We start from the raw sequence: 24,410 nt of genomic DNA on the forward strand, positions 1-24,410 counted from the left end.
GGTGGGGTTTTCTACGGCCCATGGCGATGGAATACTTTTATCGTCAAAAGATATTACCCCGCATTATTTTCGGCCGGAAGTGGCGGTTGCGAAGAATTACAATGGACCCGTTGCCTAGGCAATGCCGTATTGCTTATTTTGGCGAGGGTACGTTTCCGGACCATTCGAACGCTCCGGTAGTCAAATTTTTTTAACGGTCAGACAGAGTTTCTTTATTGGTTTGTGGCCTGGACCTTTTACCGGATTTTCATGGAGTATAGGTTTATTTTATTACTTTTGGCTTGCTTTGCCTGGCCCGTCCCCAACAGCGAACAGGTAATGGCAGGTACTACCGATCACTACTATTTTGTGTCGAATGAAGCTAGTTGGCAAATGAACGTATCGTTACTCTACAAGATTGCTTTATGGACAAGTTCGCTGGGAGTAATCGCCTTAATTTCGGACTTTGGGTATTCCCAAAACGAATTTTCTCAGCGATTTCTCGACGGCTTTTACTTTGTGGTATTGGGGATTGGGGTGGTTTCCACGGCAGTTCGGTACATCGAAAATTACAAATTGATCGCGCGAAAAGTCTTTATTTTCGATTTTTTGTCCGTTTGCTTCACACTGTGGGTGTTTTACCTCTTTCTTTTCGTGGGTGTTCCGTTCGAGACGGATTTGTTGCTAGAAAATCCTATCTGGGTGCGAATCGCGGTTTTTACGACCTTTATTCGGGAATTTTCAGAAGTAAAGTTCAATTATAAGCGAACCGTTTTGAATCCTGCCCAACTTTTTGTGGCGAGTTTTCTTTTCATAATTCTGTTGGGCACCTTGCTGCTAATGTTACCCAGAGCTACTCATGAGGGGATTTCGTTTATTGACGCCCTATTTACGTCCACCAGTGCGGTTTGTGTAACGGGTCTGATCGTCGTGGATACCGGTAGTTACTTTACAGATTTTGTGCAAATCATCATCATGCTACTTATCCAAATCGGAGGATTGGGGATTCTGACCTTTGCCAGTTATTTCAGCTATTTTTTCCGGGGGGGCTCCACCTACGAAAACCAACTTGCCCTGCGGGATATCACGAGTTCGAAGACTATTGGGAATGTCTTTTCCACGCTCAAATACATCATCTTCATCACGTTTAGTATTGAATTGCTCTCGGGATTACTTATCTACAGCAGTTTGGATAGGGGTTCCTTTGCCTCCCAATACGAACGGGTATTTTTTTCGGTTTTTCATGCAATTTCGGCATTTTGCAATGCCGGGTTTTCGACCTTATCCAATAGCTTGTATGAAAGTGAATTTCGATTCAACTACGCGTTGCAGCTTACGGTTATACTTTCTTTCGTATTGGGTGGACTGGGTTTCCCGATCGTGGCCAATATCGTTAATTACAGCAACTACCGGCTGCGTAAACTTTTCTCTTTCGGAAGAAATAAGGTGGGCTACCGCCCCTGGGTGTTGAATCTAAATAGTCGAATAACATTAATCACAACCTTTTCCATCACGGCAATCGCTTTCGTTGCTTTTTTTGTGCTGGAATACAACAACACCCTGGCGGAGCACCGAGGCCTGGGGAAGGTAGTAACGGCGCTTTTTGGAGCCACTACTCCCCGTACTGCAGGCTTTAATTCCATTGATACCGCTTCCATGCTTTTTCCTACCACGATGATGGTTTTTTTGCTAATGTGGATTGGCGCGTCGCCTGCGTCTACAGGCGGAGGGATCAAAACCAGTACCTTTGCCATTGCCACATTGAATATCCTTAGTTTGGCGAAGGGCAAGGATCGAATCGAAGTGTTTGGCCGGGAGATTGCAGCCATTTCCGTTCGCCGGTCCTTTGCCATCATTTCGCTCTCCTTATTGGTCATTGGTTTGGGCATCATGCTTATTTCTATCTTTGAAACCGATAAAGACCTGATGGACATTGGATTTGAGTGTTTTTCGGCATACAGCACCGTTGGCCTCAGTCTTGGGATTACGGGAAATCTGGTGAATGAAAGCAAGCTTATTCTGATCGTTATCATGTTTGTTGGACGGGTGAGCATGCTGACCATTGTCATTGCGGTATTCAGAAAAGTGCGAAGAAAAAATTACCGGTATCCGACCGAAGAAATAACGATTAACTAAAAGTTAAATCCATGAAATTTATCATCGTAGGACTTGGGAATTTTGGTGCATCCCTTGCACAAAAATTGACCGCTCAGGGCAATGAGGTAATCGGCATCGACACCCGAATGGAAAAGGTGGACCTGTACAAGGAAAAGATATCGCATACCATTTGCATGGACGCCACGGAAGAATTTACGGTTTCCGGTTTGCCGCTGGAGGATACAGACGTGGTGATCGTTGCGATCGGTGAAGAGCAGGGTTCCAATATCATGACCACAGCCCTCTTTAAAAACATGCAGGTAAAGCGGCTGATCAGCCGAGCGATCAATCCACTTCACGAAAAGGTGTTGGTGGCCATAGGCGTGGACGAAATCGTGCATCCGGAAGAAGAAACCGCCGAACGATGGGCCAAAAAACTTTGCCTGAAAAACGTGGTCGATTCCTTCGAGCTTAGCGAGGATTTTAGTATCATCGAAGCCAATGTCCCCAAGGAATGCGTAGGAAAAACCATACGCGAAGTCGGGTTTCGACTAACCTACAACTTGCTCGTACTGACCATCATGAAAAAAACGGAGGTAAAGAGTGTGCTCGGTAAAAGCCGTACGGAATTCAGAATTCAGGGAATTGCCACGGCAGACCAAACGCTCGAAGCATCCGACATCCTGGTATTGTACGGAGCAAACGACGACCTGCAAGAGTTTTTAAGACAGTAGTAAAGACCGGTTGCCTGATTCCTCGTCCTAACGGTCACTCTTCCTGCCAGTCTGCGCATCCGGTGAAGGGTTTTTCCGGTCTGGGATTGATTGGGGAATACATCGGTCCATGCGGAAGGAATGGGCTGCTGAGGGAGAACCATAACGTATGCCTTGGCGAAGTTTGTACGCGTTTTCCGTGTAAAAAACACCTGAAAATCAGCCTTTTTGCATGCGCGTACGTATATGAAATCAAAAACCAACGTAAACCCCTTAGCCATGACCCGATTCCTGTTTCTTTTTTTCGTCATTTCTTTTACTTCAGCGGCTGCATTCGGCCAGTCGCCATGGATCGTCAAATCCTTCCCAAACGCATCGAATTCAGTGCCTTCGTTTTCGGATTTCGGATCTTCAACGAGCAAGGCTGTCGGCAATGACTTTTTGACTGCCCACACCCTTACACAGTTTACCAACAAAGACCCATTTGGATGGAATGATTTCAACAAAGGCACCAGATTGGTCTTGCCCGTGAAAGTGGCCCGGGCCCAGTGGAACATGCCCATCGTGGACCTGTCAAAGGGATTCTCTTCCAAGCTACCCATAAAAAGTTCTTTTGGGGATTTTTCTTCCCGCATGCCGATCGTTGGCGAAAAGCTCCAGCTGCCTGAATCTGGCCGCCGGTACCTTTTCGAAGGTACTCCTCTGCCGTTGCCCGGTGGTCCTGGCGGTGCATCTGTATTTACACCAGGACGGTGAATGCCTGGCAAACACCCACATGGACGCCGAAAGTAACCGCGAAAAAGCATTGGCAATCGGTTTAAGCGGCCCAATCCATGTATCCCGAAACGGATTCTCCTAGAAGCACTTGGTGTCGCACAGAGAAGAGCGGATAAGACAGCCCATGCGCACGCAAGTACCTACGGGAATTTCAAGCCGTTATGCCGGACAAACGTTTCGCTGTTCCGAATACACGGCTACCTTAACGGTCTTTCCTGAAAAACGATTGTTTTTTTTCGTTTCAGGTTTTTCAGCTACAGAGGTGTTGGAAATCGATCGTTTTCCACATTTTTTCTTTCGGTTAATTCCCAAGTTTGCATCTTTTTCACGAACTTACCCTCGTGGGCACCTACCGATAATCCTTGATTTACAATGGGATCGTCGGCAGGTGCCGTGAAATTATTGGCAGAAACTGCAAAAAAAGGCAAAATATGCTCATTCTATCATTAAATATCTTCCTTGTAGCTAAATGGAATCCCGTTATGGTCGTAAGAACTAAGCAAAGAATCACATTTTTCCTTTTTTTACTGTTGGCTTCGGCTGGAGTCACCCGGGTTCATGCCCAGGCAACTGATCCGGAAACCCGGCTAGCCGAAATGGGAATAACGCTGGCCGAACCGGCGGCACCTACGGCCAATTTTGTGTTGGCCGTGCAAACCGGAAACCTGATTTTCCTTTCGGGGCATGGGCCCATGCAGGAAAATGGGGAATACATGAGCGGAAAAGTGGGCGAAGAACTGGATCTGACCCAGGCTGCCGCTGCGGCGCGGCTTACCGGCATATCCCTACTTACCTCCTTAAAAGCGCAGATTGGCTCATTAAATCGGGTAAAGCGTATCGTAAAAGTCCTGGGCATGGTAAATGCGGTTCCTGATTTTACGCAGCATCCACAGGTGATGAATGGTTTTTCCGACTTTATGGTGGAGGTTTTCGGTGAAAAAGGCAAACATGCCCGATCCGCCGTAGGAATGGGGTCCTTGCCATTCAACATACCGGTAGAAATCGAAATGATTGTGGAACTGCACGGGGAATAACGAGGCTGCATTTATGAATAAAGCATGAACCTCAAAGGAAAAGGACGATATACCTACCTGCTTGTTGGCGCGCTGTTGTTGTTTGTTGTAGCGCTGTTGATGCTGGCTATGCGCAACACCTCGCACATTGGTTCGGTGTTGATCGTATGCTTTCTTTGTGCTTCCCTGGGTGTCAGGGGATTTCAGGCCACCAAAGGCCTTTCGTTTACCCTGCTGATACTGGCGGTAGTGACCACGGCTTTGAGTTACCCGGATTATTTTTTAGAAATGAATGGGTTTGAGTTGGCAGAGTTGATTACGCCGTTGATACAGTTGATCATGTTTGGGATGGGAACGTCGATGGGCCTTAGGGATTTTATCGCCCTGGCGAAGGCTCCCAAATCCGTTTTGGTGGGCGTCGTTGCGCAGTTTTCATTGATGCCTTTGATCGCCTTTTTCCTGGCCTCGGTAAGTGGGTTTTCTTCCGAGATTTCAGCCGGATTGATTTTGTTGGGTTGCGCACCGGTATCGGTGGCTTCTCCCGTGATGGCTTACCTGGCCAGAGCCAATGTGGCGCTCTGCATCACCATTGTATCGGTTACCACCCTTTTGGCGCCCTTGGTAATACCCCTTCTTATGAAGGTATATGCGGGCGGCTTTATTCCCATAGCCGTTGTTGACATGATGTGGGGCATTGTCAAAATGGTGCTGTTGCCAATCGGCGCCGGACTGCTGTTCAATAAATTTTTGCACGGGCGGGCCAGATGGCTGGACGCTTCCATGCCGCTGGTATCCATGGGGGGCATTGCATTGATCGTGGCGATCATCATGGCGGCAGGTAGGGAGAGCCTGTTGAGCATGGGGTTGCTACTGGTAGGAGCGGTTCTGTTGTTAAACCTGGCGGGCTACCTGGCTGCCTATTGGATGGCCCGGCTTTTCCGATTGCAGGAGCAAGATTGTCGGACCATCTCCATTACTACGGGAATGCAGAACGCCGGCCTTGTTTCCGGCATTGCCAAAGAAATGGGCAAGATCGCAACGGTGGGATTGGCCTCAGCGGTGTATGGCCCGTTGATGGGATTTACTTCCTCGGTCCTGGCTTCTTATTGGAGTGGTAAAAAAACCGAAAACCTGCTTGCCAATGATGCTGTGGCAGACAAAAAATATTCGTATCAATCCATGGAAAAGGTGAAGGATAAGGAATGACCGCAGGAAAAGCCTGCTGAATTCGCAGAGTAATGTAAGTATTAGTCGATATAACCAACCTGCAGCGTAACGAATAAAAAATGTAACGAATACAACCCATGAAAAGCCTACATGAAATACACGCTTTGTTTGAACGACTATTGGTACCTGCCCTGCTGGTATTGCTGACGTTAGGAAGCCTACAGACCCTGGCCCAGGTAGCCAAAGAAAACCTCCGCCCGGCGGCGATGGGTCGGATGGGGATGGTGGCTTCGGCCAATCCATTGGCCAGCCTCGCCGGGCAAAAAATCCTGGCCAACGGAGGCAATGCCATCGATGCCATCGTGGCGACTGCAGCAGCCCTGAATGCCGTGGAGCCGTACATGTCCGGCACGGCCGGCGTGGGATACATGCTCTTTTATTCCGCTGCCGAAGACCGGGTGCGATCGCTGGTGTTTGGTGGATGGGTGCCGAGATCATTTGATGCCCGGGCCCTGGAAGCGGCCGCAAAGGCCGCAGATGGGGCCGGACACGAGGCAATCGAAACCGTGGGCCCGAAAATCGTCGCCATACCCGGCAACCTCGCTGGCTGGAACAGGGCGCTGGAGGACTACGGTACCCTGTCGCTGGAAGCGGTATTTGAATCGGCCATCGGCTATTTGGAAAATGGGGTACCCATTACCGAGTTTGATGAAGCCATGTGGAAAGGAACGGTGGAACGCGTGAAGCCCCACAAGGAATCCGTGGCGCTACTCTTTAAAGATGGACGTGAGCCCTACGAAATCGGCGATGTTTTCACCAATAAGCCCCTGGCGGCGACGATGAGACGCATCGCTGCGGAGGGTATCGATGTCTTTTACAAGGGCGAGATCGCTCAACAAATAGCCGATGCTTTTAAAAAAGACGGTGGTTTTATCACAATGGAGGACCTGGCAATGGTTCCCGACCGGGTCCAATGGACCGAGCCGATTTCAATCGATTACAGGGGCTACAAGGTTTACAACAATCCCCCTCCGGGCATGGGGATACAGCAGTTGCAAACCCTGAAAATCATGGAGGGATTTGATCTGAAACGCATGGGGCACAACAGTGCCGAATACCTGGCCCACCTGATGGAGGCCATCTACCTGAGCCGGTTGGATACAGACACCTACATTGGCGATCCGGAGTATGTGGCTGTTCCGGTGGATCGGCTGCTTTCCGACGCCTATCTGGATGAACAACGCAAGAAGGTGGTGGAGCGGGTACAAAAGCGAAAGTTGGCGGCGGCAACCCATCCCGAGGATACCGGGCATGTGGTCACCGATGCAGGAAAAGGGGCAATCGACCCAGCCTATCAATACGCCACCACCAGCCTTTCCGCCATGGACCAATGGGGCAATGCGGTGGTGATTATCCAGACACATGGCGGCGGTTTTGGTTCCGGATATGTTGCAGGCAAAACCGGCCTGATCTTTAATAGTGCCATCGATTGGATGGAAAAGATACCGGGGATGGCCAACAGCGTGGCACCCTGGAAGGCGGTGGGTTGGTGTATCGGAGGAATGATGCAATTTCACAAAGCCGGCAAACCCGAGCTTATCGTCGGCTCACCCGGGAGTTTTGGGATCTTGCAATCCGTTCCCCAGGTAGCCATGAACTACATTGATTTTGGGATGAACATACAGGATGCCATCAGCGCCCCGCGGTTTCGCTGGAAAGACGAACTGGGTTCGGTGCCGCCCACAGAGGTTATCATGGAGCGCCGGGTGGCGACCGAAGTGCTCAGCGAGTTGCGCCAAATGGGCTACCAGCTGGATACCAGTTTGGGTGACTGGTCGATGACGGTGGGTGGAGCCCAAGGAGTGTCCATTGATCGCGAAAGTGGCTGGATGATGGGAGGGGCCGACCCTAGGCGAAATGGCTACGCGGTAGGCTGGTAGCGGGTGCGCATCTCCGGAAACCGGATTCCAAACCCAGGAATGCAGGCAGCAAAACCAACGAAGGATAAGGTGGCACCTTGTTGAAACCGGACGGTTTAGCGGCACCAAACAGGCAGTCAAAAAATTAGGTAAAGAAAATAGTACGAGGCAATCGAAAGAACCATGGACAAAACCACCGAAAATCCAAGAAGGGAATTTATAAAGAAATCACTAGTAGCCGGCTCACTGATCCCTATAGGGGCTGTGTTGGGGTGGGCTGAGGCAGCCGCCATGGCGCGGATAATTGGGGAAAGTAGCAAGAGGCCCCCCGCGGCGCAGAAAACGGTGGCCCTCATCGCCAATATTTACCGCAATAGTGCCCACGCGGACGTGATAGGGACCAAGCTATTCGCAGGTATCCCCACGGACGAGGGGATGGTGGTGCCACAGGTGAAGATCGTTTCTGTCTGGATAGACCAGATCGGTGCCAACGATACCGGGGTTAAAATCGCCGAAATGAATGGGGCTACAGTGTACGGTACGATCGCCGAAGCGCTTACCCTGGGCGGAGACAAGCTGGCGGTAGATGGGGTGATTTACATTGGCGAACACGGGGAGTATCCCTATAGTCGCTACGGCATCAAAATGTATCCGCGCATGAATTACCTGGAGCAGATTTTCCGGGTTTTTGATGCTTCCAACAAGTCCGTTCCACTATTTACCGATAAGCACCTGGCTTACAGCTGGCTGGACAGCAAATGGGTTTACGACCGATCAAAAGAATTGCAGGTGCCCATGATGGCGGGTTCTTCCTTGCCGTTTTGCTGGCGAGATCAGCCCTTGGAGCACCCGCTGGGTATCGGAATTTCAGAGGCGGTGGCCATCGGGTATGCTTCGCTAGACGCGTATGGCTTCCACGTGGCGGAGATTTTGCAATGCATGGTGGAACGAAGGGCCGGAGGCGAAACCGGTGTGGCAAGTGTGCAGGGACTAAAAGGCGAGGATGTCTGGAAAGCCATGGACGATGGGCGTATCAACCTGGATTTGGTGACGGCCGCCTGTAATGCGATCCAGGGACGAAAGCAGGGAGACATGCGGAAATTGGTGGAAGCGCCCCACGCCATACTGGTAGCTTACAACGATGGCACCAAAGGCGCGATCGTCATGCTTACGGGCTACGTGAATCAAGGCTGGGGCTACGCTGCCAATACCTCGGACGGGCAAGTGGCTACGGAGTTTGTTCTGGACCACAGCATGAGCTATTCCCATTTTAGCTACCTGACCCTGAATATCCAGGAGTTTATCCTTAGCGGAAAACCTACCGCACCGGTCGAGCGCACCTTGCTGACCAGTGGTATTACCGATATGGGGATCCGCTCCCTGGTGGACGGTGAAACGAAACAAACGCCTTTTTTAAACCTGCGCTATTCGGCAGAAGGATTTGCGCCCATCCGCCCGACGGCTCCACGGCCAGAAGGACAGAGCATCGGCCCCTGGCCACCGAAAGGGTACGAATTTATCATTCCAGACAACTTCAAAAAGTAGCCGCCAGACTTTGTTTATGTACGGAGGTTAGGGGGAGTTGGCCGCTCCGGCACCGACTCCCCGGCGACTCAACGAAAGCAAACACCGTGTTGGGATGTAACCCTGGATGGCGGGGGCGCTTGGATACTTGCGAGGAAACGCGGATACCTCTTCCAGGAAGCGTCCTTTCTGTATCACCCCTCCGAAGAGAATCGCGGAATCCGGGCGGATTTTTTCCGAAAAGTTTATTAGCTTTAGCACTGAAAAAATTAACTGATAATTTCCATGTGCCCCAAAAATGCGCAATGGTTCCTTATCCAATCCAGCCCATGAATAACCGATCCTTTGCCCTCGTTTTTCTTTTCCTGCTGTTGCGCACATTTGCAGCACCTGCCCAGGACCGTCCCAATATTGTTTTGATCATGGCCGACGATCTTGGCGGCAGGGATTTGCCGGCCTATGGCAACCGATTTAACGAAACGCCCCATATTGACCGATTGACCCGGCAGGGAATGCTGTTCCGGCATGCCTATGCGGCTCCGGTTTGTTCGCCCACCCGAGCCAGTATCCAAGCCGGACAGTACCCGGCGAGGGTAGGTATTTTTGATTTTATTCCCGGACACTGGCGACCCTACGAGGAGGTGGTAGTCCCCCATCACCGGGTGCAACACCTGCCCGATAATATCGCAACCCTGGGCAATTCCATGCAGGCTGCAGGCTACAAAACCGGCTATTTTGGGAAATGGCATTTGGGAAACCGTCCGGAGCATCTCCCACACAATCGGGGCTATGATCGGGCCTATACCTATGCAGGTGGCGGGTTTTACCAGCCGAAATTTATTCCCGAATACACCGGTGGAGAAAATCGCCGGCTCAGTGAAATCCTAACGGATATGAGTGTGGATTTTATGCGGGAAAACCAAGAGGAACCTTTCTTCTTGTTTCTATCGCATTACGATGTACACGTGCAGTTGGATGCGGATCAACCGCTGATCGATAGGTTTCTCAACAAGCCCAAAGATCCAAACTACGCCAGTAATGCCGTTTACGCAGCGATGATCGCTCATGTGGACGATAGTGTGGGAGCACTGATGGCGGCGCTCGAAGACCTGGGCCTGGCGGAAAATACGCTAGTGATTTTTTATTCCGACAACGGAGGCGTGGATAACCGGTTTGACAACATTCCCCTACTCGGCGGGGATAGCAAAGATGTCTACCCCGAAGGCCATCCCCTTCGCTACATCGCTACCTCCAATGCACCGCTGAGGGCGGGAAAAGGGACGGTATACGAAGGGGGGATCCGTGTTCCCCTGATTGTCCGCTGGCCTGAAAGGATAGAAGCGGGCAGTACGTCGGAGGCAATTGTGTCCAGCGTGGATTTTTACCCGACATTTCTGGAACTTGGAAAAGGAGAAGCTCCCGCGAATCAAGTGCTTGACGGGCAGTCTATGGTGCGCGCACTGACGGGAAATGGCGGTGATTCGGAGCGGGAAATTTTCACCCATTACCCCGTTTATCACCACGAGGTCCCCATGTCGGCGCTAAGAAAAGGCGATTGGAAATTGATTGAAAACCTGGTATCCGGCGAGTTTGATTTGTACAACCTACGCTACGATATCAACGAAGTGACCGACCTTAAATTTAGCTTTCCGGAAAAGCTAGCCGAGATGAAGCAAGCCCTGAAAAAATGGCAATCCGATACCGACGCCCAGTTCCCGGTTCCAAACCCCGATTTCGATCCAGTTCGCCGGTACGAATGGGGAACCAATCCCTTTCGATAGCCAAAATGGCTTGTACTGATCCGGAAAGGGTGGGTTTTTTCGGGCGTTTAAGGTTGTTTATCGGTAGGTATCGAAGAAATTCTCCTTCCCCTCTTTTTTGAAACCAGGTGCTTTGTGCGATTGGTTGGTCATCCATCAGACGCCCCAGGTACGCCTTTTTGCTTGGGAGCTTTGTGGCAGCAAAAGATCGATGGGCTGATAAGCGAATGGAGGTGGTTAGGTTTGGGACTGGTTTTTCTCCCCAGGCAATACGCCTTTGAGTTCAATGATTCGGCCCGGTAGCGGGTAGCCGGCTTCCTCTAGTGCTTCCAGTACAGCAAGTACTGCTGCAGAACGGACCAAGTGATCGGCATGTTCCCGGTCATAGGTATTGACCCAGTAGCTTACCCGTATTAGGAGCGAACTATCGCCCATCTCGCTGACCAAAGCCAGTGGGCCTTTTTGCCCCGACAAGACGCCCGGCACCCGATTCAATGTTTCAGTGATCAATGCCATGGCTTTTCCGTAATCGCAGCCGTACCCCAGGCCCAGTTTAAAGCCATAACTAAGGTATCCATCAATGGTGAAGTTGATTAGCGGACTCTTGATTATAGAAGCATTTGGAAGAAATACGTCTTTCCCGTCCAGGGTTTTGATCTGGGTATCGCGGAGGTTTAGTGCACGCACGTTTCCGCTAATGCCTTGAATTTCCACCAGATCACCGATTTTAAAAGGCCTTTTAAATGCCAAAAGGATTCCTGCCAGGAAATTTTCGCCAATATCCTTTAGTGCAAACCCGATGATAAAAGCGGTGATACCTGCGCCGGCCAATATACCGCTGACGGCACCTGTAAGACCTAAAAACCGAAGTACCAAGGTAATGCCAAAAAGCAGAACGATAAACCGAATGCCCGCAGCGATGAAGTCTGCCAGCAGGGAGTCTTCGGTTCGTTTGGCGAGCCGGATACGGACAATTTTTTTTATCCACCGGGACAGGTAAATAAAAAATACCAGAATCACGGTGCCGATGAGCAGGGCTACCAGTAATTGCCTCAGGTCTGCCAGGTCGCCGGTGACAAGGGATACCAATTTATCCAGAGATTCACTAAAGTTCATGGAGTTCAGGTTTTTTAGGGCAGTAAGGGTCGGTTATCGTCCAGAGTGAGTCGACGAAGCCATTTTTCAGCGAGACCAGGCCAGGTTTCTGCAGCATCGTTTCCCTTTCGCATGCCGTAGCCGTGACCACCTTCCGAAAGGAAATGTAACGTACCGGGACGCTTCTGGTCCCGAAGCGCCCCTGCCATCACCAGGACGCTGTTTCCATAGCGGTCATCTGCGGTACCAAAAAGAAACTGCGGAGGAGTAGCTTCATTCAGGCGAAGCTCCGGTGTCAGGCTCCGATTCTCCCCTTCGTCCAGGTAGGCCGGATAAATCAGCAGGGAAAAATCCGGTCGGGCCGAAAGGCTGTCCGCTGCATCGACGGGTGTATAGGTCTGTTCGCCAAAACGGGTGCTGGCCCGGGCTGCCAGGCTGCCGCCAGCCGAAAAACCAATCACTCCCAATCGCTTGGGGTCCAGCTTCCAATCGCTGGCCCTGCTGCGTACCAGGCGGATGCCCCGCTGCAGGTCGTAGAGGGCAGGTTCCCGTTTGTCTGGAACCCGGTATTGGAGCACAAACGCCGTAAATCCCAGTTGGTTAAACCACTCCGCTACCTCGTACCCTTCTTTGTCAATGGCCAGGATATTATAGCCCCCACCCGGACAAACGATGACACTGGCACCGTTGGACGGTCCTTTGGGTTCGAATACTACCAATGCCGGGTCAGTCACATCGGTCAGTCGGGTGACATTCCCACTGGTATTGGCTGTTTGAACGGGCGGATGTTTCGCCTCCGTTTCGCCGGGGACCGTGCCTGGCCATAGGTAAAGGGTGTCGGTACCTTGAGCAAGCGCGAATGCAGAACAGACGATAAAAAAGAGCAAGATAAAGAAGCGCTTCATAGGGTATGGGTTTTAAACGCAGAAAATACTTCCCGGGAAGCACCGTTCGAAAACAGCGACCCGCCCGATAGCTTTACAAGTTACCCCTTTACCCCAACACCTGCAAATTGAAATTGGCTCCTTTTACCGTCACTTCGGAGGGCGCTCCTGGCGAGAAGTGCCTGCCAGTAAAAAAAATGCCCGGGACCACTTGTTTTAGCCCGGGACACTGAATTTCATGAATAGGGTGCTTATTCCTCCGTAATCCATTCGCTACTTAGTTGCTCCAGTAGTAGCGAGGAGGGCGTTTCGTTGATAATCTTTAGTTCCTGAATCTGTGTTCCTCCCCAAAATCCGGCTTCTATCCGGATTATTTCCCCGTTTCTTTCCCAGGTTCCCTCGTAGTCATTGGTAACGATGGGAGGGGTACCGCACCATCCGCTATTGGCTCGATGGACCAACTTTCCGTTACTAAAAAAACGGTACCCTTCCGTGTTTTCCTGCAGTTCGTTTACCTTCTCCATCACAAAGCCATTTTGCTGGTGCTCCAGGTTACTCCAATTGCCAACCGGTACGGGACCGGATTGCAGGGCCGAAAGGCTTTCTTCCTCCATGCAGGAGAAAAGTAACAAGCCAGAGACAAAAGTAAGGACGATTTTTTTCATGGAATGTTGTTTTTGGTTTCCATTCCTAGACGCAGAACAGCAAAAGGCTGTTGAGGGGAACGGTAATTTTTTTTATTTTTCTACTCTTACTGGATCCGTCGCCTTCTTTTTTCAGCCTACTAATTTTTTACAGCATAAAATTGTAACCCATAGGAATAGGTGCCATAGGCTATAAAGGTTCTTTTGATCGATCCTGGGCTTCTTCAGTAGCGGTCATTGGTAACTTTAGATTATTTTAACCGAATCGGATCCGATGTAAAGCCGTTTTGGGTTCAGCTATAAAATGACTCCAACCCGCCTCCTTTTCGAACAGTTTATTGTTCGCTAGCGAACAGGGAGAGGAATGGCAAATTCCAAAAAACCTCTTAGAAGTAGCAATTCGCCCATTTTAAAAAACAGGCACGCCATTGGAAGGGGAAGTAAACCACCATTGAATCAATTAACCATGAGACTATTCACCGGACTGGTCCTTTGGGCCATTCTCTTTGTACTATGCTGGCCCATTGCTCTGTTACTGCTTTTGCTTTATCCCCTGATCTGGTTGCTGTTATTACCCTTTCGGTTATTGGGTTTTGGGGTCACATTGACCTTATCCATGATCTTTGCGCTGTTTTTGCTTCCCTTTAGTCTGATGCGCTAGGCTGCTTCTGCGCGGTCAGCAGCAATCCAAGGTAGGTGATGGCAGCATTGACCAGCAAAATTTCAAAACCAAACTGAAAGCCATCAAACCATCGGGCGGAATTCCAGTCCAAAACGAAAGAAAGGGCCGGGCTCAGCAGACAGATATACGGCACCAGGCGGTCGCGGACCGCAAGCGGGTTCGTTAGCCCAAAGGCAAACAGCCCCAGCAGGGGGCCATAGGTAAATCCGGCAGCCTTAAACACCGCACTTACCACACTGCGGTCGTTCACTTCGTTGAAAACGACAATGGTCAAAAATACCAAAAAGGTAAAACCGATATGGATCCAACGCCGCGTCAGGTCCTGATTGACGTCTTTTTTGGCTGGTAGGTCAATGATATCGATGCAAAAGGAAGTGGTCAGAGCGGTGAGCGCCGAATCCGCACTGGAAAAAGCAGCAGCCGTGATTCCCAACAGAAACACCACTCCCGCCAGCGTGCCAAAATGGTTCAAAGCCAGGCTGGGAAAGAGTTCGTCCGTAGCGCCTGGCAAGTCCAATCCGTTGACGGCTGCGTAATGGTAAAGCAGCACCCCCAGCGCGAGAAACAGGAGATTGGAGAAAAAGAAAGTAATGGCAAACCAAAAGATGTTTTTCTGGGCATCCTTTTGGTTGCGGCAGGTGAGGTTTTTCTGCATCACGTTTTGGTCCAGTCCATTCATGGCGATGGTAATGAATACCCCGCCGGCAAACATCTTGAAGAAGTTCTGACTGGTATTGCCCTCCCAGACAAAGATATTGGATAGCTCACTGTCTCCGACAATCGCCAGCATGTCCCCGGCACTTTTACCCAATTGCCCGGCGATCACGGCGATGGTAATAATGACAGCTAAAAGCAGAAAACTGGTCTGCAAAGTATCCGTCCACACAATGGTTTTGATGCCGCTTTTGTAGGTATACAGCCAGATCAGAATCATAGTGACAAAGACGGAAGCATAAAAAGGGACACCAAAAGCATCAAAAAATGCAATTTGAAGAACGGTTGCCGCCAAGAAGAGACGAAAGGAAGCACCGATGGTCTGGGAAATCAGAAATATAGTAGCACCCGTAAGGTAGGTGTTTCGACCAAAGCGGCTTTTCAGGTATTCGTAAATAGAAATCAGATTGAGCCGGTAAAATAGCGGAATCAATACCAGGGCAATGACTGCGTATCCGACCATGTTTCCCATCACAAATTGCAGGTACGCCCACTGGGTATTGCCCACTTCGCCGGGAACGGAAATAAACGTAACTCCTGAAAGGGAAGCCCCAACCATCCCAAAGGCCACCAGAAACCAGGGGGACTCCCGATTGCCGGTATAAAAGGTCAGGTTATCGGACTTCAGGGAAGTCAGGTAACTGATCAGCAGTAGTAGGGCAAAGTAACCGGCAATTACACCAAAAACGAGTAGTGGACTCATGGCATCTGGATTGAATGGGAAATAATCTTCCCAATGATAGGTATTTTCTTTAAATCCGTTCCAAGCGAAACCCACAAAATTGGTATCTTTCCGGATAAATAGAAGAACGAATGCAGAAATTCAAATTAGATCGGATCGAAAACGGAAGGAATTTTTCCAGGAGTTGGGCCATTCGTCCGGCTACCTACCGGTTGCTGGTGTTTTTGGTTTTTTTTATCGGTTGTATGCCCCTATATGGGCAAAAGCAGCTTCCACCATTTTTGGACGAGCGTTTTTCTCCCTGGGCGGATTCGGTATTGGCTACCATGAGTCAGGAAGAAAAGATCGCCCAATTGATCATGATTCCGGCGTACTCCAATAAAGGTCAGGTGCATGTGGATTCGATTTCCAATCTGGTCAAAAAATATGGGGTAGGGGGGATCATCTTTTTTCAGGGTGGGCCGGTACGACAAGCCCACATGATCAACCGCTTTCAGTCGGAATCAAAAATCCCCCTCATGATCAGTCTGGACGGGGAGTGGGGCTTGCGGATGCGCCTGGACAGCACGGTGAGGTATCCCTATCAAATGGCCCTGGGCGGTATTGCAGACGAGCAGCTCCTTTACGAAATGGGAGCGGAGGTAGCCCGACAGGCCAGGCGATCGGGCATTCACGTGAATTTTGCACCCGTGGTGGACGTAAACAACAATCCCGGCAATCCGGTCATTGGCTTTCGCTCGTTTGGAGAGGAAAAGGAGAACGTTGCCCGCAAGTCCCTGGCGTACATGAAGGGCATGCAGGATCAGGGCGTTCTGGCCTCGGCCAAGCATTTTCCCGGCCATGGCGATACCGATGTGGACTCTCACTATGGATTGCCTGTACTCCATTTCTCCAAAAAGCGCCTGGAAGAGATCGAACTGTACCCGTTTCGGGAGCTGATGGAGCAGGGCTTGGGTAGTGTAATGGTGGCCCACATGCAAATCCCCGTTTTGGACGATACCCCAAACCTGGCCTCTACGCTATCCAAACCCATCGTAACCGAATTATTAAAAGAGGAAATGGGATTTGAAGGACTGGTTTTTACCGATGCGCTCAACATGCAGGGAGTGGCAAAGTATTACCCGCCCGGAGTGGTGGATGCCAAAGCCTTGTTGGCAGGTAACGATATGATGCTCAACACCATGGATGTGCCCGCCACGATCCGGGAAGTGCTGAAGGTGCTGGAACGTGGCGAAATCAGCGCAGAAGAAATTGACCAACGGGTGTTGAAAGTACTGAAAGCGAAAGCCTGGCTGGGCCTGGATAATTTTCGACCGGTGGAAACGAACAACCTCATAGCCGACCTAAACAGCCCCAAAGCGGAATATTTAAGCCGAAAATTGACGGAAAGCTCCCTTACCCTGCTGCGAAATACGGATGCCATTCTGCCGATCAAAGGGTTGGAAAACGTAAAAATCGCTTCGCTGTCTTTGGGAGCATCCGGCATCACCGATTTTCAACAAGGATTGGAACGGTACGCGCCCATGCCCCATTTTACCTTTCCCAAGGAGGGAGATTTGGCTGCTGTGCAGCAGATCAGACAGCAACTGGCCGATTATTCCCTGATTTTAATTGGTTTGCATGGCCTCGGTATCCGGGAAGGGAGCAATCAGTATGGCATCAGCCCGGAAATGATTGTTTTGATTCGGGCATTGATGGAAGAGCATGCGGTGGTGATCAGTGTGTTTGGAAATGTTTACAGCCTGGGGAAAATTCCCGGTTTGGAAAACGCAGACGGGCTGATCGCCGCGTTCCAGGAGACACCCCTGACTCAGGATCTTGCCAGCCAATTGATTTTCGGAGGTATTGGCGCACAGGGCACGTTGCCTGTGGTCATCAATTCGCATTTTGGACTGGGAGACGGAATGCAGACCAAGCCGGGTTTCAGATTGGCCTACACGCAACCCGAGGCGCTGGGGATTGAGACCGAACGGCTGATGGGCATCGACTCCCTGATGCACCTGGCTATCCGGGAGAAAGCGATTCCCGGAGGACAAGTGCTCATTGCCAAAGAAGGCAAGATTTTTTATCACAAAGCGTTTGGGTACCACACTTACGACTCCCTGCAACAGGTTCGAAAAGATGATATGTACGACTTGGCTTCCATTACCAAGATAAGCACCTCCCTGGCCGCATTTATGCACCTGAAGGGGCTGGGTAAATTTGACGAGAACCAAACCCTGGGTACCTACCTGCCAGCGGCACGGGGGACCAACAAAGAGCAGCTGCAGTATCGGGACATTCTGACGCATCAGGCCCGTCTGCGTGCCTGGATTCCTTTTTGGATGAGTACGGTACGCAAAAACGGTAGCTTTAAATGGTTTACCATGAAGTCGGATTCTTCCAGAAGATTTCCGATACGGGTGGCCGATAACCTGTACATACACCGGAAGTACAACCAAAAGATTTACAAAGAGATACTTCATTCACCGCTAAACGAAAAACCAGGCTATGTGTACAGCGACCTGTCGTTTATTTTGGCCCCAAAAGTTGTGGAAGCGATCACGGGAGAAGATTTTTACGGTTACCTGGAACGAAACCTGTACAAGCCATTGGGTGCCGGGACGCTCACCTTTAACCCGTACAAAGCATATCCGCTTGACCGAATTGTTCCCACAGAAGTGGATACGGCCTTCCGTAAGCAGTTGCTGCATGGAACGGTGCACGACGAAGGAGCGGCCATGCTGGGAGGAGTCAGCGGTCATGCCGGGCTTTTTGGGACTTCAAACGACCTGGCCAAACTGATGCATTTGTACCTGTTCGATGGGAGCTACGCCAGTCAACAATTGATTGCTCCCGGCGTCGTCAGCGCTTATTCCACCTGTGTGTTTTGTGAAGAGGGCGATAATTACCGGGGAATGGGATTCGATCGCCCCAACCGACCCGGTGATCCAAGCGGCAACGCCGCGGCAAGTGCACCGGCCAGCAGTTTTGGACACTCTGGCTTCACAGGGACCTATACCTGGATCGATCCCGAAAATGAGCTGGTCTACGTATTCTTATCAAATCGGGTATACCCTAGCCGGGAAAATCGCACTATATATCGCCTTAATGTGCGAACATCGATACTGGAACAGGTATATCAGGCGATGGAAAAATAACTGCATGAATTGCCGAAAAGCCCCGAAAGAGAGCTGTATATGAGGAGTTGAGGGAAAGTGGAACCCGCTATTGTTCCAGGATTCGGGATTTAAGCGCTTTGACCTTTTCCAGGGTAAGTGGTTTGACGATGTATTCGGCTACCAGCGGGTAGCTGTTGGCACGGTCGATTTCATCCTGATTGATGGAGGAGGAAACCATAAAGATCTTTACGGGGTGTTTTAAATCGGTCTTGGAAACCTGATCGAGGAATTCCCAGCCATTCATAATGGGCATGTTGATATCCAGGAGAATGATATCCGGAAGTGGCGCTCCTTCCTGAATTCGCTTATTTAGGTCTTTAAAGGCATCCTCCCCATTTAGGAAATAAGATACCTCCTCCGAGAATGCGGTGAATTCCAGTATTTTTTTGGTGCCGAAGTTATACAGGGGATCATCATCCACAATGTAGGTAAATCCGATTTTTTCCATAAAAATTGCTATTGGGGATTGCTGTTTTCATTTCTCTGCAGCCAGGCTGAATCGTTCAGGTACGGTTAAAAGTACGTGATTTTTATCATTTTTTTGTTGGCTATTTGATAAAATTTTTGATTGAGGGGATAAATGGGTAAATCCTTTTTTTGTCCGGTTGAATAACCGGGAGCAATAGTACCGGGGCAACGCCGGGGTAGCGCCTGCGGATTTTCCAAATAAAACTCGGCTATTTCACGTAAGTTTGACTTATTTTCCTTTATTTTACCACGCTATTCATTCGATGATACACCCCTTAAAACCCCAAACGAAATGAAAGGATTGCTTTCCTGCCTGATAGTACTTGCGGTAGCCTTTGGCTGCCAGTCCAATGAGACATCCACCCAAAACGAAGAAACCCCCGTCAACATGGAAGAAACAGCTGCGCAAAAGCCCCTGCTTCGGCACGTGGTATTATTGTCTTTTAAAGAAGAATCCAGCCCGGAAGCTATCAAAGAAGTAGAAGATGCCTTCATTGCCCTTCAGGATAAAATACCGCAAATCAGGGATTTTGAATGGGGAGTCAATAATAGTCCAGAAGGCCTCAACAAAGGACTGACACATTGCTTTTTTGTTACCTTTGAAAGCGAAGAAGACCGGGAGATTTACCTTCCCCATCCAGACCATCAAGCGTTCGTGGAGGTATTGAGCCCCCATATGAAGGACGTCACGGTGGTAGATTATTGGGTAAAATAGTCCTTTTGCTTCGCCGAGTCTAGAAAAGATAGGCCAATTTTAGCCGGGAATGAAAATTTGTTTTTTTGTACCCGGTACGCCCCAGGCTGTTGGATTGTTTAACAGCGTAATTGTAATTGTGGGAGCGTATTAGGCGCGCGTTGGCAGCTACCAGCACTCGATCGTACTGCTGTTCCCAATGTGCACCCAGGCTGAGGTCTACCCAGCGTAGTACCTCTACCCCGTTCGCATAGTTATAATTGAAGAAATTGGCATCTCGCGTAAGCCGCTCCAGTGAGAGTCCGTACTGGTTTAGTCCTCGGACCTTGCTGAGCGTGATCCGGGCACTGTTACCGCTGTGGCCAAGACCGGATCCAAGTACTTGTCCGCGCTGGGTGAGTCCATGTACTACCTGAAAGTTCTCGTATAATCCCAGTCCTCCATGGTTGAGGTTGAGGTTGCCTCCTTCGTACTTTACCAGGTTGTTGACGCTATTTTCCGTTTGGGTCATTTCCAATTGGATATAGATTTGATCGCCTTTGGTCAGTGGAACCAATTTGCTAAACCCAAGGGTGTATCCACGGGAGTGTTCGGGATTTAATAGCAGCTCCCGCCAATTCAAGGCATGGTCTGTTCGTATGAATTCGCCGTATACTTCCATCCGGGCCGCTGGCACCACCCAGCGGGAAAAAATAGTGAAGTGTTGGTCGGTTTCTCGCGCCCGGGATGCATCCAGGCCCACCTGCTCTTTTTGCAAGCCTTCAAAAATTGGAAACCAGGCTCGCCAGCCATCTTCTTCTAGCTTTCTGCGATACATCGTAAAGGTCCTGCCCAAGCCTAGCGACAAGCCTTTGATCCATACGGGCGAATACGAAACGGAGACACCGGTTACGTACCGCCAGTCGTCCGGGTATTCCCGGTATCGGTCAAAACTGCCATCGCTGTAATAGGGTAGATTGGAATTTTCCAGTTTGCCAAGAAAATACTGTCCTTCAAAATGGCCGATACCGGTTTTGACCGGGTTACGGCTGTGTATGGTCCCGTGTAGAAAACCTTCTGCATTGTCGCTGATTAGCAATGCTTGTTGTTTTCCAGGACCCCACCAAAGGTTTTCTGTGGAGATGCCGGCAGCAAATGCCCCGAAATGTACTTTTACGTGCGAGTTTCCTGGAAGGATTCTTCGAATACGGTCTGATCCCGGTCGTACGGGTATGTCTAGTCTGCCGATAAAGTTGGCAATGCGCTTAAAATACAATTCGGGAAGTTCCGGGTTGTACTCCTCAAAAGGCAGATTTTGTGCGGTATGTATCTGGGGGTAAAGCTGGAGATGGACGGGGCCAATACGGGTATGGATACCGAATTCCACCAGGTGTTGGAATCCCCGGGCCGGTAGCAACGGACCATCCCCCCAGCCGTAGGGATGGGAAGCATTGTAATTTTGGCTAAGCTGAAGTGGTACCAGGCGGACCTGTACCTTTTTACCTTCAGCACCTAGTGGTTTTCCAAAGGGAAGAAATGCTAGGCTATCCGAAGGGGAATATTCTCCGACAATGTCTGTAACGGTAAGGGGGAAATGCTGAAAGGAATAAGAAAGTGGAAACCTACCCATCAGTTGCTCCCGTCGGAGGTTATCCGTTAGCAGGGGGAAACTGACTGGGAGACTTTGAGCGAGGACAGAGGCAGAGAAAAGCAGGCAAAAAAAACCCATCAGACCAGCATAAACGCCGCCGGAGTAGGGGAAATTGGGTCGATTTGGTTCCTGCCCAATCATCTGTTGGGGCTACCGGTGAGGGTTGGTTTTATCTTCCATTCGGACATCCTGTCCCGGACGTATGTGCATGCGGTAATATACCAGCACTTCTTCTGCACCGGCTTCGACCACCGCTTCCTGCGCTTTTTTTGCAATGGCTAGCAGGTGCTCTTCCGGCCCCTCCATGACGGTTTCAAAGGGATTCACTTCGTATTTTACACCCGAAGCAGCGATCACGGCGATGGCCCGATCCACCAGCTCGTAGCTGTCTATCTTCCTGCTTTTTGGGACTATTTGTATCCCCAGATTGATGGTTCCCATAGGATTATCGGTTGAATTGATTCATGGTTTGCACCAGGCCAATGGTGCAAAACGACGTAATCATGTCGATCGCTTTGTCCATGGGACCAGGTAAGGCTTCTATTTCTTGTTGGGTCCACCTGCCGAGTACGTAATCGATTTGCCGGCCTTTGGGAAAATCATCCCCAATCCCGAAGCGCAAGCGGGCGTAATCTTGTCCTCCCGTTAGTTCTTCGATATTTTTCAGGCCGTTATGACCGGCTGCAGAGCCTTTCGCTTTCAGGCGCAATTTACCAAATGGAAGCGCAATATCATCGACTACCACCAATACTTTTTCCTTAGGGATTTTGAAGGTTTTCATCCAGTAGTTGACCGCTTTCCCACTGAGGTTCATGTAGGTGGTTGGTTTGATCAGGTGGATTTGCCTACCCTTGTAGGAATAATCCGCCCGAAAGGCGAGCCGGTCACTGCTCCAGCTGAGGCTTTTTTTGTCTGCCAGTCGATCCACGATCAAAAAGCCTACATTATGTCGGGTCAGCTCGTATTCGGGGCCAATATTGCCCAAGCCTACTATCAGGTATTTCATCGGTTTATAATTGGCTTTAATGCGGATATATGGAATCTCACATGCTTTAAAATTATCCCTCTGTGTGTCGCCTCCATCATGCCTGCCTGGTCCGGTAGGCAGGCTCGATTTCATCTGTCCCGTTGCTCGATTTTACGTTTAAGGAATCGCTTGCATAGCGCCGGTTGGATTCCTACTGGAATTGAAAGAAAAAAATCCTGTTCCGTAGGCAAACAGAACAGGATTTTATCCAACACGAGTTTCAAAAAAAGCTTAGGCTTCTTCCTCTTCTCCTGCCTTTTTACCTCTCAACGCTCGTGGGATTCCTACCGTAGCGATGGTGACGTTTTCACTGTTCAATAGCTCAAATTTGGATACACTCAGATCCCCTACTTTCACTGATTTACCCAGTTCCAATGTGGAGATGTCTACGGGGATCTCATCCGGAAGGTCCTTTGCAAATCCTTTCACCAGCAGCGTTCTCGATTTGATTTCCAGCTTACCACCTTTGATTATACCCGGTGAGGTACCGAAAGGTTTGATGGGGATTTCCATTTTGATGGCCTTATCATCGCTGAATGCCAAAAAGTCGGCGTGAAGCAGTACCTCACTTACCGGGTGAAATTGGGCCTCCCGTAAGATCGCTTTGATTTTGGTGCCTTCGATGTTTAAATCCACCATGTGCACTTCCGGTGTGTAAATCAGGTCCCTAAATAGGATCGCCGGGGCATGGAAGTGAATTTGCTCTTTGATCCCTGGACCGTATACGACGCAAGGGACGTTTCCTTCCTCGCGAAGGACGTCAAGGGATTTTTTGTCGAGATTTGCTCTTTTAAACCCTATAATCTCAATTGATTTCATACATATAGTTTGTTAAATGAAAATTCTTATACGAACAGCGAACTGATAGAGGTGTTTCCCGTCACCGCATGGATGGCCTTGGCAAATAGATCCGCCACCGTCAACACTTTGATTTTAGACGACTCCTGTTTGATGGGAATGGTGTCGGTGATGACCAACTCGGAAAGCATGGAATTCTCGATATTTTCGTAGGCTTTACCCGAAAGTACCCCGTGAGTGGCGATGGCTCTCACCGATTTTGCTCCTTTATCTAAAATGATATTTGCTGCTTTGCACAAGGTGCCGGCGGTATCCACCAGGTCGTCTACCAAAACCACGTCTTTACTTTCCACATCCCCAATCAATTGCATGGAAGCCACCTCGTTGGCCCGTTTTCTGTGCTTATCACAGACCACCATGTCCACTTCAAAATGCTTGGCATAGGCCCTGGTTCTACCCACTCCTCCCACATCCGGAGAAGCGAAGATCAGGTTGCCCAAATCCAGGCTTTTCAAATAGGGCACAAAGATAGCTGAACCATTCAAATGATCCAAAGGAATGTCAAAAAATCCTTGAATCTGGCCGGCATGCAAGTCACAAGTCATGATTCGATCCGCGCCAGCCGAGGTAAGCATGTTGGCAATCAACTTGGCGGCGATACTGACTCGTGGACGGTCTTTTCTGTCCTGCCTGGCATAGCCAAAGTAGGGGATTACCGCACATACCTTGTAGGCGCTGGCACGCTTGGCAGCATCTATCATCAGGCAGAGCTCCAGTAAATTGTCCGCAGAGGGGTTGGTGGATTGAATGAGAAACACGTTGCAGCCCCGGATTGATTCGTTGTAACTGGGGGACATTTCCCCGTCGCTGAACTTTGCAAGTGTGAGGTTTCCGAGGGCCTGGCCGTAGGATTTTGCAATACTTTCGGCCAATTGGGGAGTATTTGAACCTGAGAAAATTTTGGTCTCGGGCATGGTTGGAT

At 49.9% G+C, this 24,410-nt stretch carries 21 protein-coding genes; 11 read left to right on the top strand and 10 right to left on the bottom strand.

Annotated features, from left to right (window positions below; genetic code table 11):
- Positions 1–249: 249 nt before the first annotated feature.
- The 8 genes from GCU44_RS14445 (at position 250) to GCU44_RS14480 (ending at position 10,970) form a co-directional block, all read left to right on the top strand.
- A complete protein-coding gene (locus tag GCU44_RS14445; RefSeq protein WP_241684963.1) occupies positions 250–2,115 on the top strand; it encodes a TrkH family potassium uptake protein in 1,866 nt (621 codons plus the stop codon).
- A gap of 11 nt (positions 2,116–2,126) precedes the next feature.
- Positions 2,127–2,810, top strand: coding sequence for a potassium channel family protein (locus GCU44_RS14450; protein WP_154857100.1), 684 nt, complete (start codon positions 2,127–2,129; stop codon positions 2,808–2,810).
- Positions 2,811–3,068: 258 nt separating this feature from the next.
- Positions 3,069–3,545: a hypothetical protein gene (locus GCU44_RS14455; RefSeq protein WP_154857102.1), complete on the top strand. Its 477-nt coding sequence runs from the start codon at positions 3,069–3,071 to the stop codon at positions 3,543–3,545.
- A gap of 503 nt (positions 3,546–4,048) precedes the next feature.
- Positions 4,049–4,600, top strand: coding sequence for a RidA family protein (locus GCU44_RS14460; protein ID WP_154857104.1), 552 nt, complete (start codon positions 4,049–4,051; stop codon positions 4,598–4,600).
- 24 nt (positions 4,601–4,624) lie between these two features.
- A complete protein-coding gene (locus tag GCU44_RS14465; RefSeq protein WP_154857105.1) occupies positions 4,625–5,785 on the top strand; it encodes a bile acid:sodium symporter family protein in 1,161 nt (386 codons plus the stop codon).
- A 98-nt stretch (positions 5,786–5,883) separates the two neighbouring features.
- The gene (gene ggt, locus GCU44_RS14470) at positions 5,884–7,686 is read left to right on the top strand and encodes a gamma-glutamyltransferase (RefSeq protein WP_154857106.1); all 1,803 of its coding nucleotides are present in this window, start codon (positions 5,884–5,886) and stop codon (positions 7,684–7,686) included.
- 162 nt (positions 7,687–7,848) lie between these two features.
- On the top strand, positions 7,849–9,210 hold the full coding sequence (locus GCU44_RS14475) for a hypothetical protein (RefSeq protein WP_154857107.1): 1,362 nt from the start codon (positions 7,849–7,851) through the stop codon (positions 9,208–9,210).
- Positions 9,211–9,518: 308 nt separating this feature from the next.
- Positions 9,519–10,970, top strand: coding sequence for a sulfatase (locus GCU44_RS14480; RefSeq protein WP_154857108.1), 1,452 nt, complete (start codon positions 9,519–9,521; stop codon positions 10,968–10,970).
- A gap of 216 nt (positions 10,971–11,186) precedes the next feature.
- Here GCU44_RS14480 and GCU44_RS14485 read toward each other — a convergent pair whose 3' ends face one another.
- The 3 genes from GCU44_RS14485 to GCU44_RS14495 all read right to left on the bottom strand — a co-directional run bounded on the left by GCU44_RS14485 (position 11,187) and on the right by GCU44_RS14495 (position 13,593).
- Positions 11,187–12,065: a mechanosensitive ion channel family protein gene (locus tag GCU44_RS14485; RefSeq protein WP_154857109.1), complete on the bottom strand. Its 879-nt coding sequence runs from the start codon at positions 12,063–12,065 to the stop codon at positions 11,187–11,189.
- A gap of 14 nt (positions 12,066–12,079) precedes the next feature.
- Positions 12,080–12,949 (bottom strand): alpha/beta hydrolase, encoded by an 870-nt coding sequence (locus GCU44_RS14490; protein ID WP_154857110.1) that lies wholly within the window; start codon positions 12,947–12,949, stop codon positions 12,080–12,082.
- Between the two features lie 230 nt (positions 12,950–13,179).
- Positions 13,180–13,593, bottom strand: a complete 414-nt coding sequence (locus tag GCU44_RS14495; protein WP_154857111.1) for a hypothetical protein — start codon at positions 13,591–13,593, stop codon at positions 13,180–13,182.
- Between the two features lie 445 nt (positions 13,594–14,038).
- Between GCU44_RS14495 and GCU44_RS14500 the strand changes: the two genes are divergently transcribed.
- Complete coding sequence (locus GCU44_RS14500; protein WP_092176039.1) at positions 14,039–14,233, top strand: hypothetical protein; 195 nt, start codon at positions 14,039–14,041, stop codon at positions 14,231–14,233.
- Here the strand turns inward: GCU44_RS14500 and GCU44_RS14505 are convergent.
- A complete protein-coding gene (locus tag GCU44_RS14505) occupies positions 14,217–15,671 on the bottom strand; it encodes a sodium:solute symporter (protein ID WP_154857112.1) in 1,455 nt (484 codons plus the stop codon). The two genes, GCU44_RS14500 and GCU44_RS14505, sit on opposite strands and share 17 nt — an antisense overlap.
- Positions 15,672–15,781: 110 nt before the next feature.
- On the opposite strand from GCU44_RS14505, the gene GCU44_RS14510 reads away from it, so the two are divergent.
- Positions 15,782–18,790: a glycoside hydrolase family 3 N-terminal domain-containing protein gene (locus GCU44_RS14510; protein ID WP_154857114.1), complete on the top strand. Its 3,009-nt coding sequence runs from the start codon at positions 15,782–15,784 to the stop codon at positions 18,788–18,790.
- Positions 18,791–18,857: 67 nt separating this feature from the next.
- Here GCU44_RS14510 and GCU44_RS14515 read toward each other — a convergent pair whose 3' ends face one another.
- Positions 18,858–19,259, bottom strand: coding sequence for a response regulator (locus GCU44_RS14515; RefSeq protein ID WP_154857116.1), 402 nt, complete (start codon positions 19,257–19,259; stop codon positions 18,858–18,860).
- A gap of 312 nt (positions 19,260–19,571) precedes the next feature.
- On the opposite strand from GCU44_RS14515, the gene GCU44_RS14520 reads away from it, so the two are divergent.
- Positions 19,572–19,994 (top strand): Dabb family protein, encoded by a 423-nt coding sequence (locus tag GCU44_RS14520; protein ID WP_092175108.1) that lies wholly within the window; start codon positions 19,572–19,574, stop codon positions 19,992–19,994.
- 19 nt (positions 19,995–20,013) lie between these two features.
- Here GCU44_RS14520 and GCU44_RS14525 read toward each other — a convergent pair whose 3' ends face one another.
- The 5 genes from GCU44_RS14525 to GCU44_RS14545 all read right to left on the bottom strand — a co-directional run bounded on the left by GCU44_RS14525 (position 20,014) and on the right by GCU44_RS14545 (position 24,402).
- Positions 20,014–21,744: a capsule assembly Wzi family protein gene (locus GCU44_RS14525; protein WP_154857118.1), complete on the bottom strand. Its 1,731-nt coding sequence runs from the start codon at positions 21,742–21,744 to the stop codon at positions 20,014–20,016.
- A 9-nt stretch (positions 21,745–21,753) separates the two neighbouring features.
- Positions 21,754–22,044 carry a thiamine-binding protein gene (locus GCU44_RS14530; protein WP_154857120.1) on the bottom strand — a complete coding sequence of 97 codons (291 nt, stop codon included), beginning with the start codon at positions 22,042–22,044 and terminating at the stop codon, positions 21,754–21,756.
- A gap of 4 nt (positions 22,045–22,048) precedes the next feature.
- Positions 22,049–22,609, bottom strand: coding sequence for an aminoacyl-tRNA hydrolase (gene pth / locus GCU44_RS14535; RefSeq protein ID WP_154857122.1), 561 nt, complete (start codon positions 22,607–22,609; stop codon positions 22,049–22,051).
- A gap of 252 nt (positions 22,610–22,861) precedes the next feature.
- Positions 22,862–23,449, bottom strand: a complete 588-nt coding sequence (locus GCU44_RS14540; protein ID WP_092175116.1) for a 50S ribosomal protein L25/general stress protein Ctc — start codon at positions 23,447–23,449, stop codon at positions 22,862–22,864.
- Positions 23,450–23,475: 26 nt separating this feature from the next.
- Positions 23,476–24,402: a ribose-phosphate pyrophosphokinase gene (locus GCU44_RS14545; protein WP_092175119.1), complete on the bottom strand. Its 927-nt coding sequence runs from the start codon at positions 24,400–24,402 to the stop codon at positions 23,476–23,478.
- Positions 24,403–24,410 lie beyond the last annotated feature (8 nt).

This window comes from Cyclobacterium xiamenense (assembly GCF_009467825.1).
Classification (GTDB): Bacteria; Bacteroidota; Bacteroidia; order Cytophagales; family Cyclobacteriaceae; genus Cyclobacterium; species Cyclobacterium xiamenense.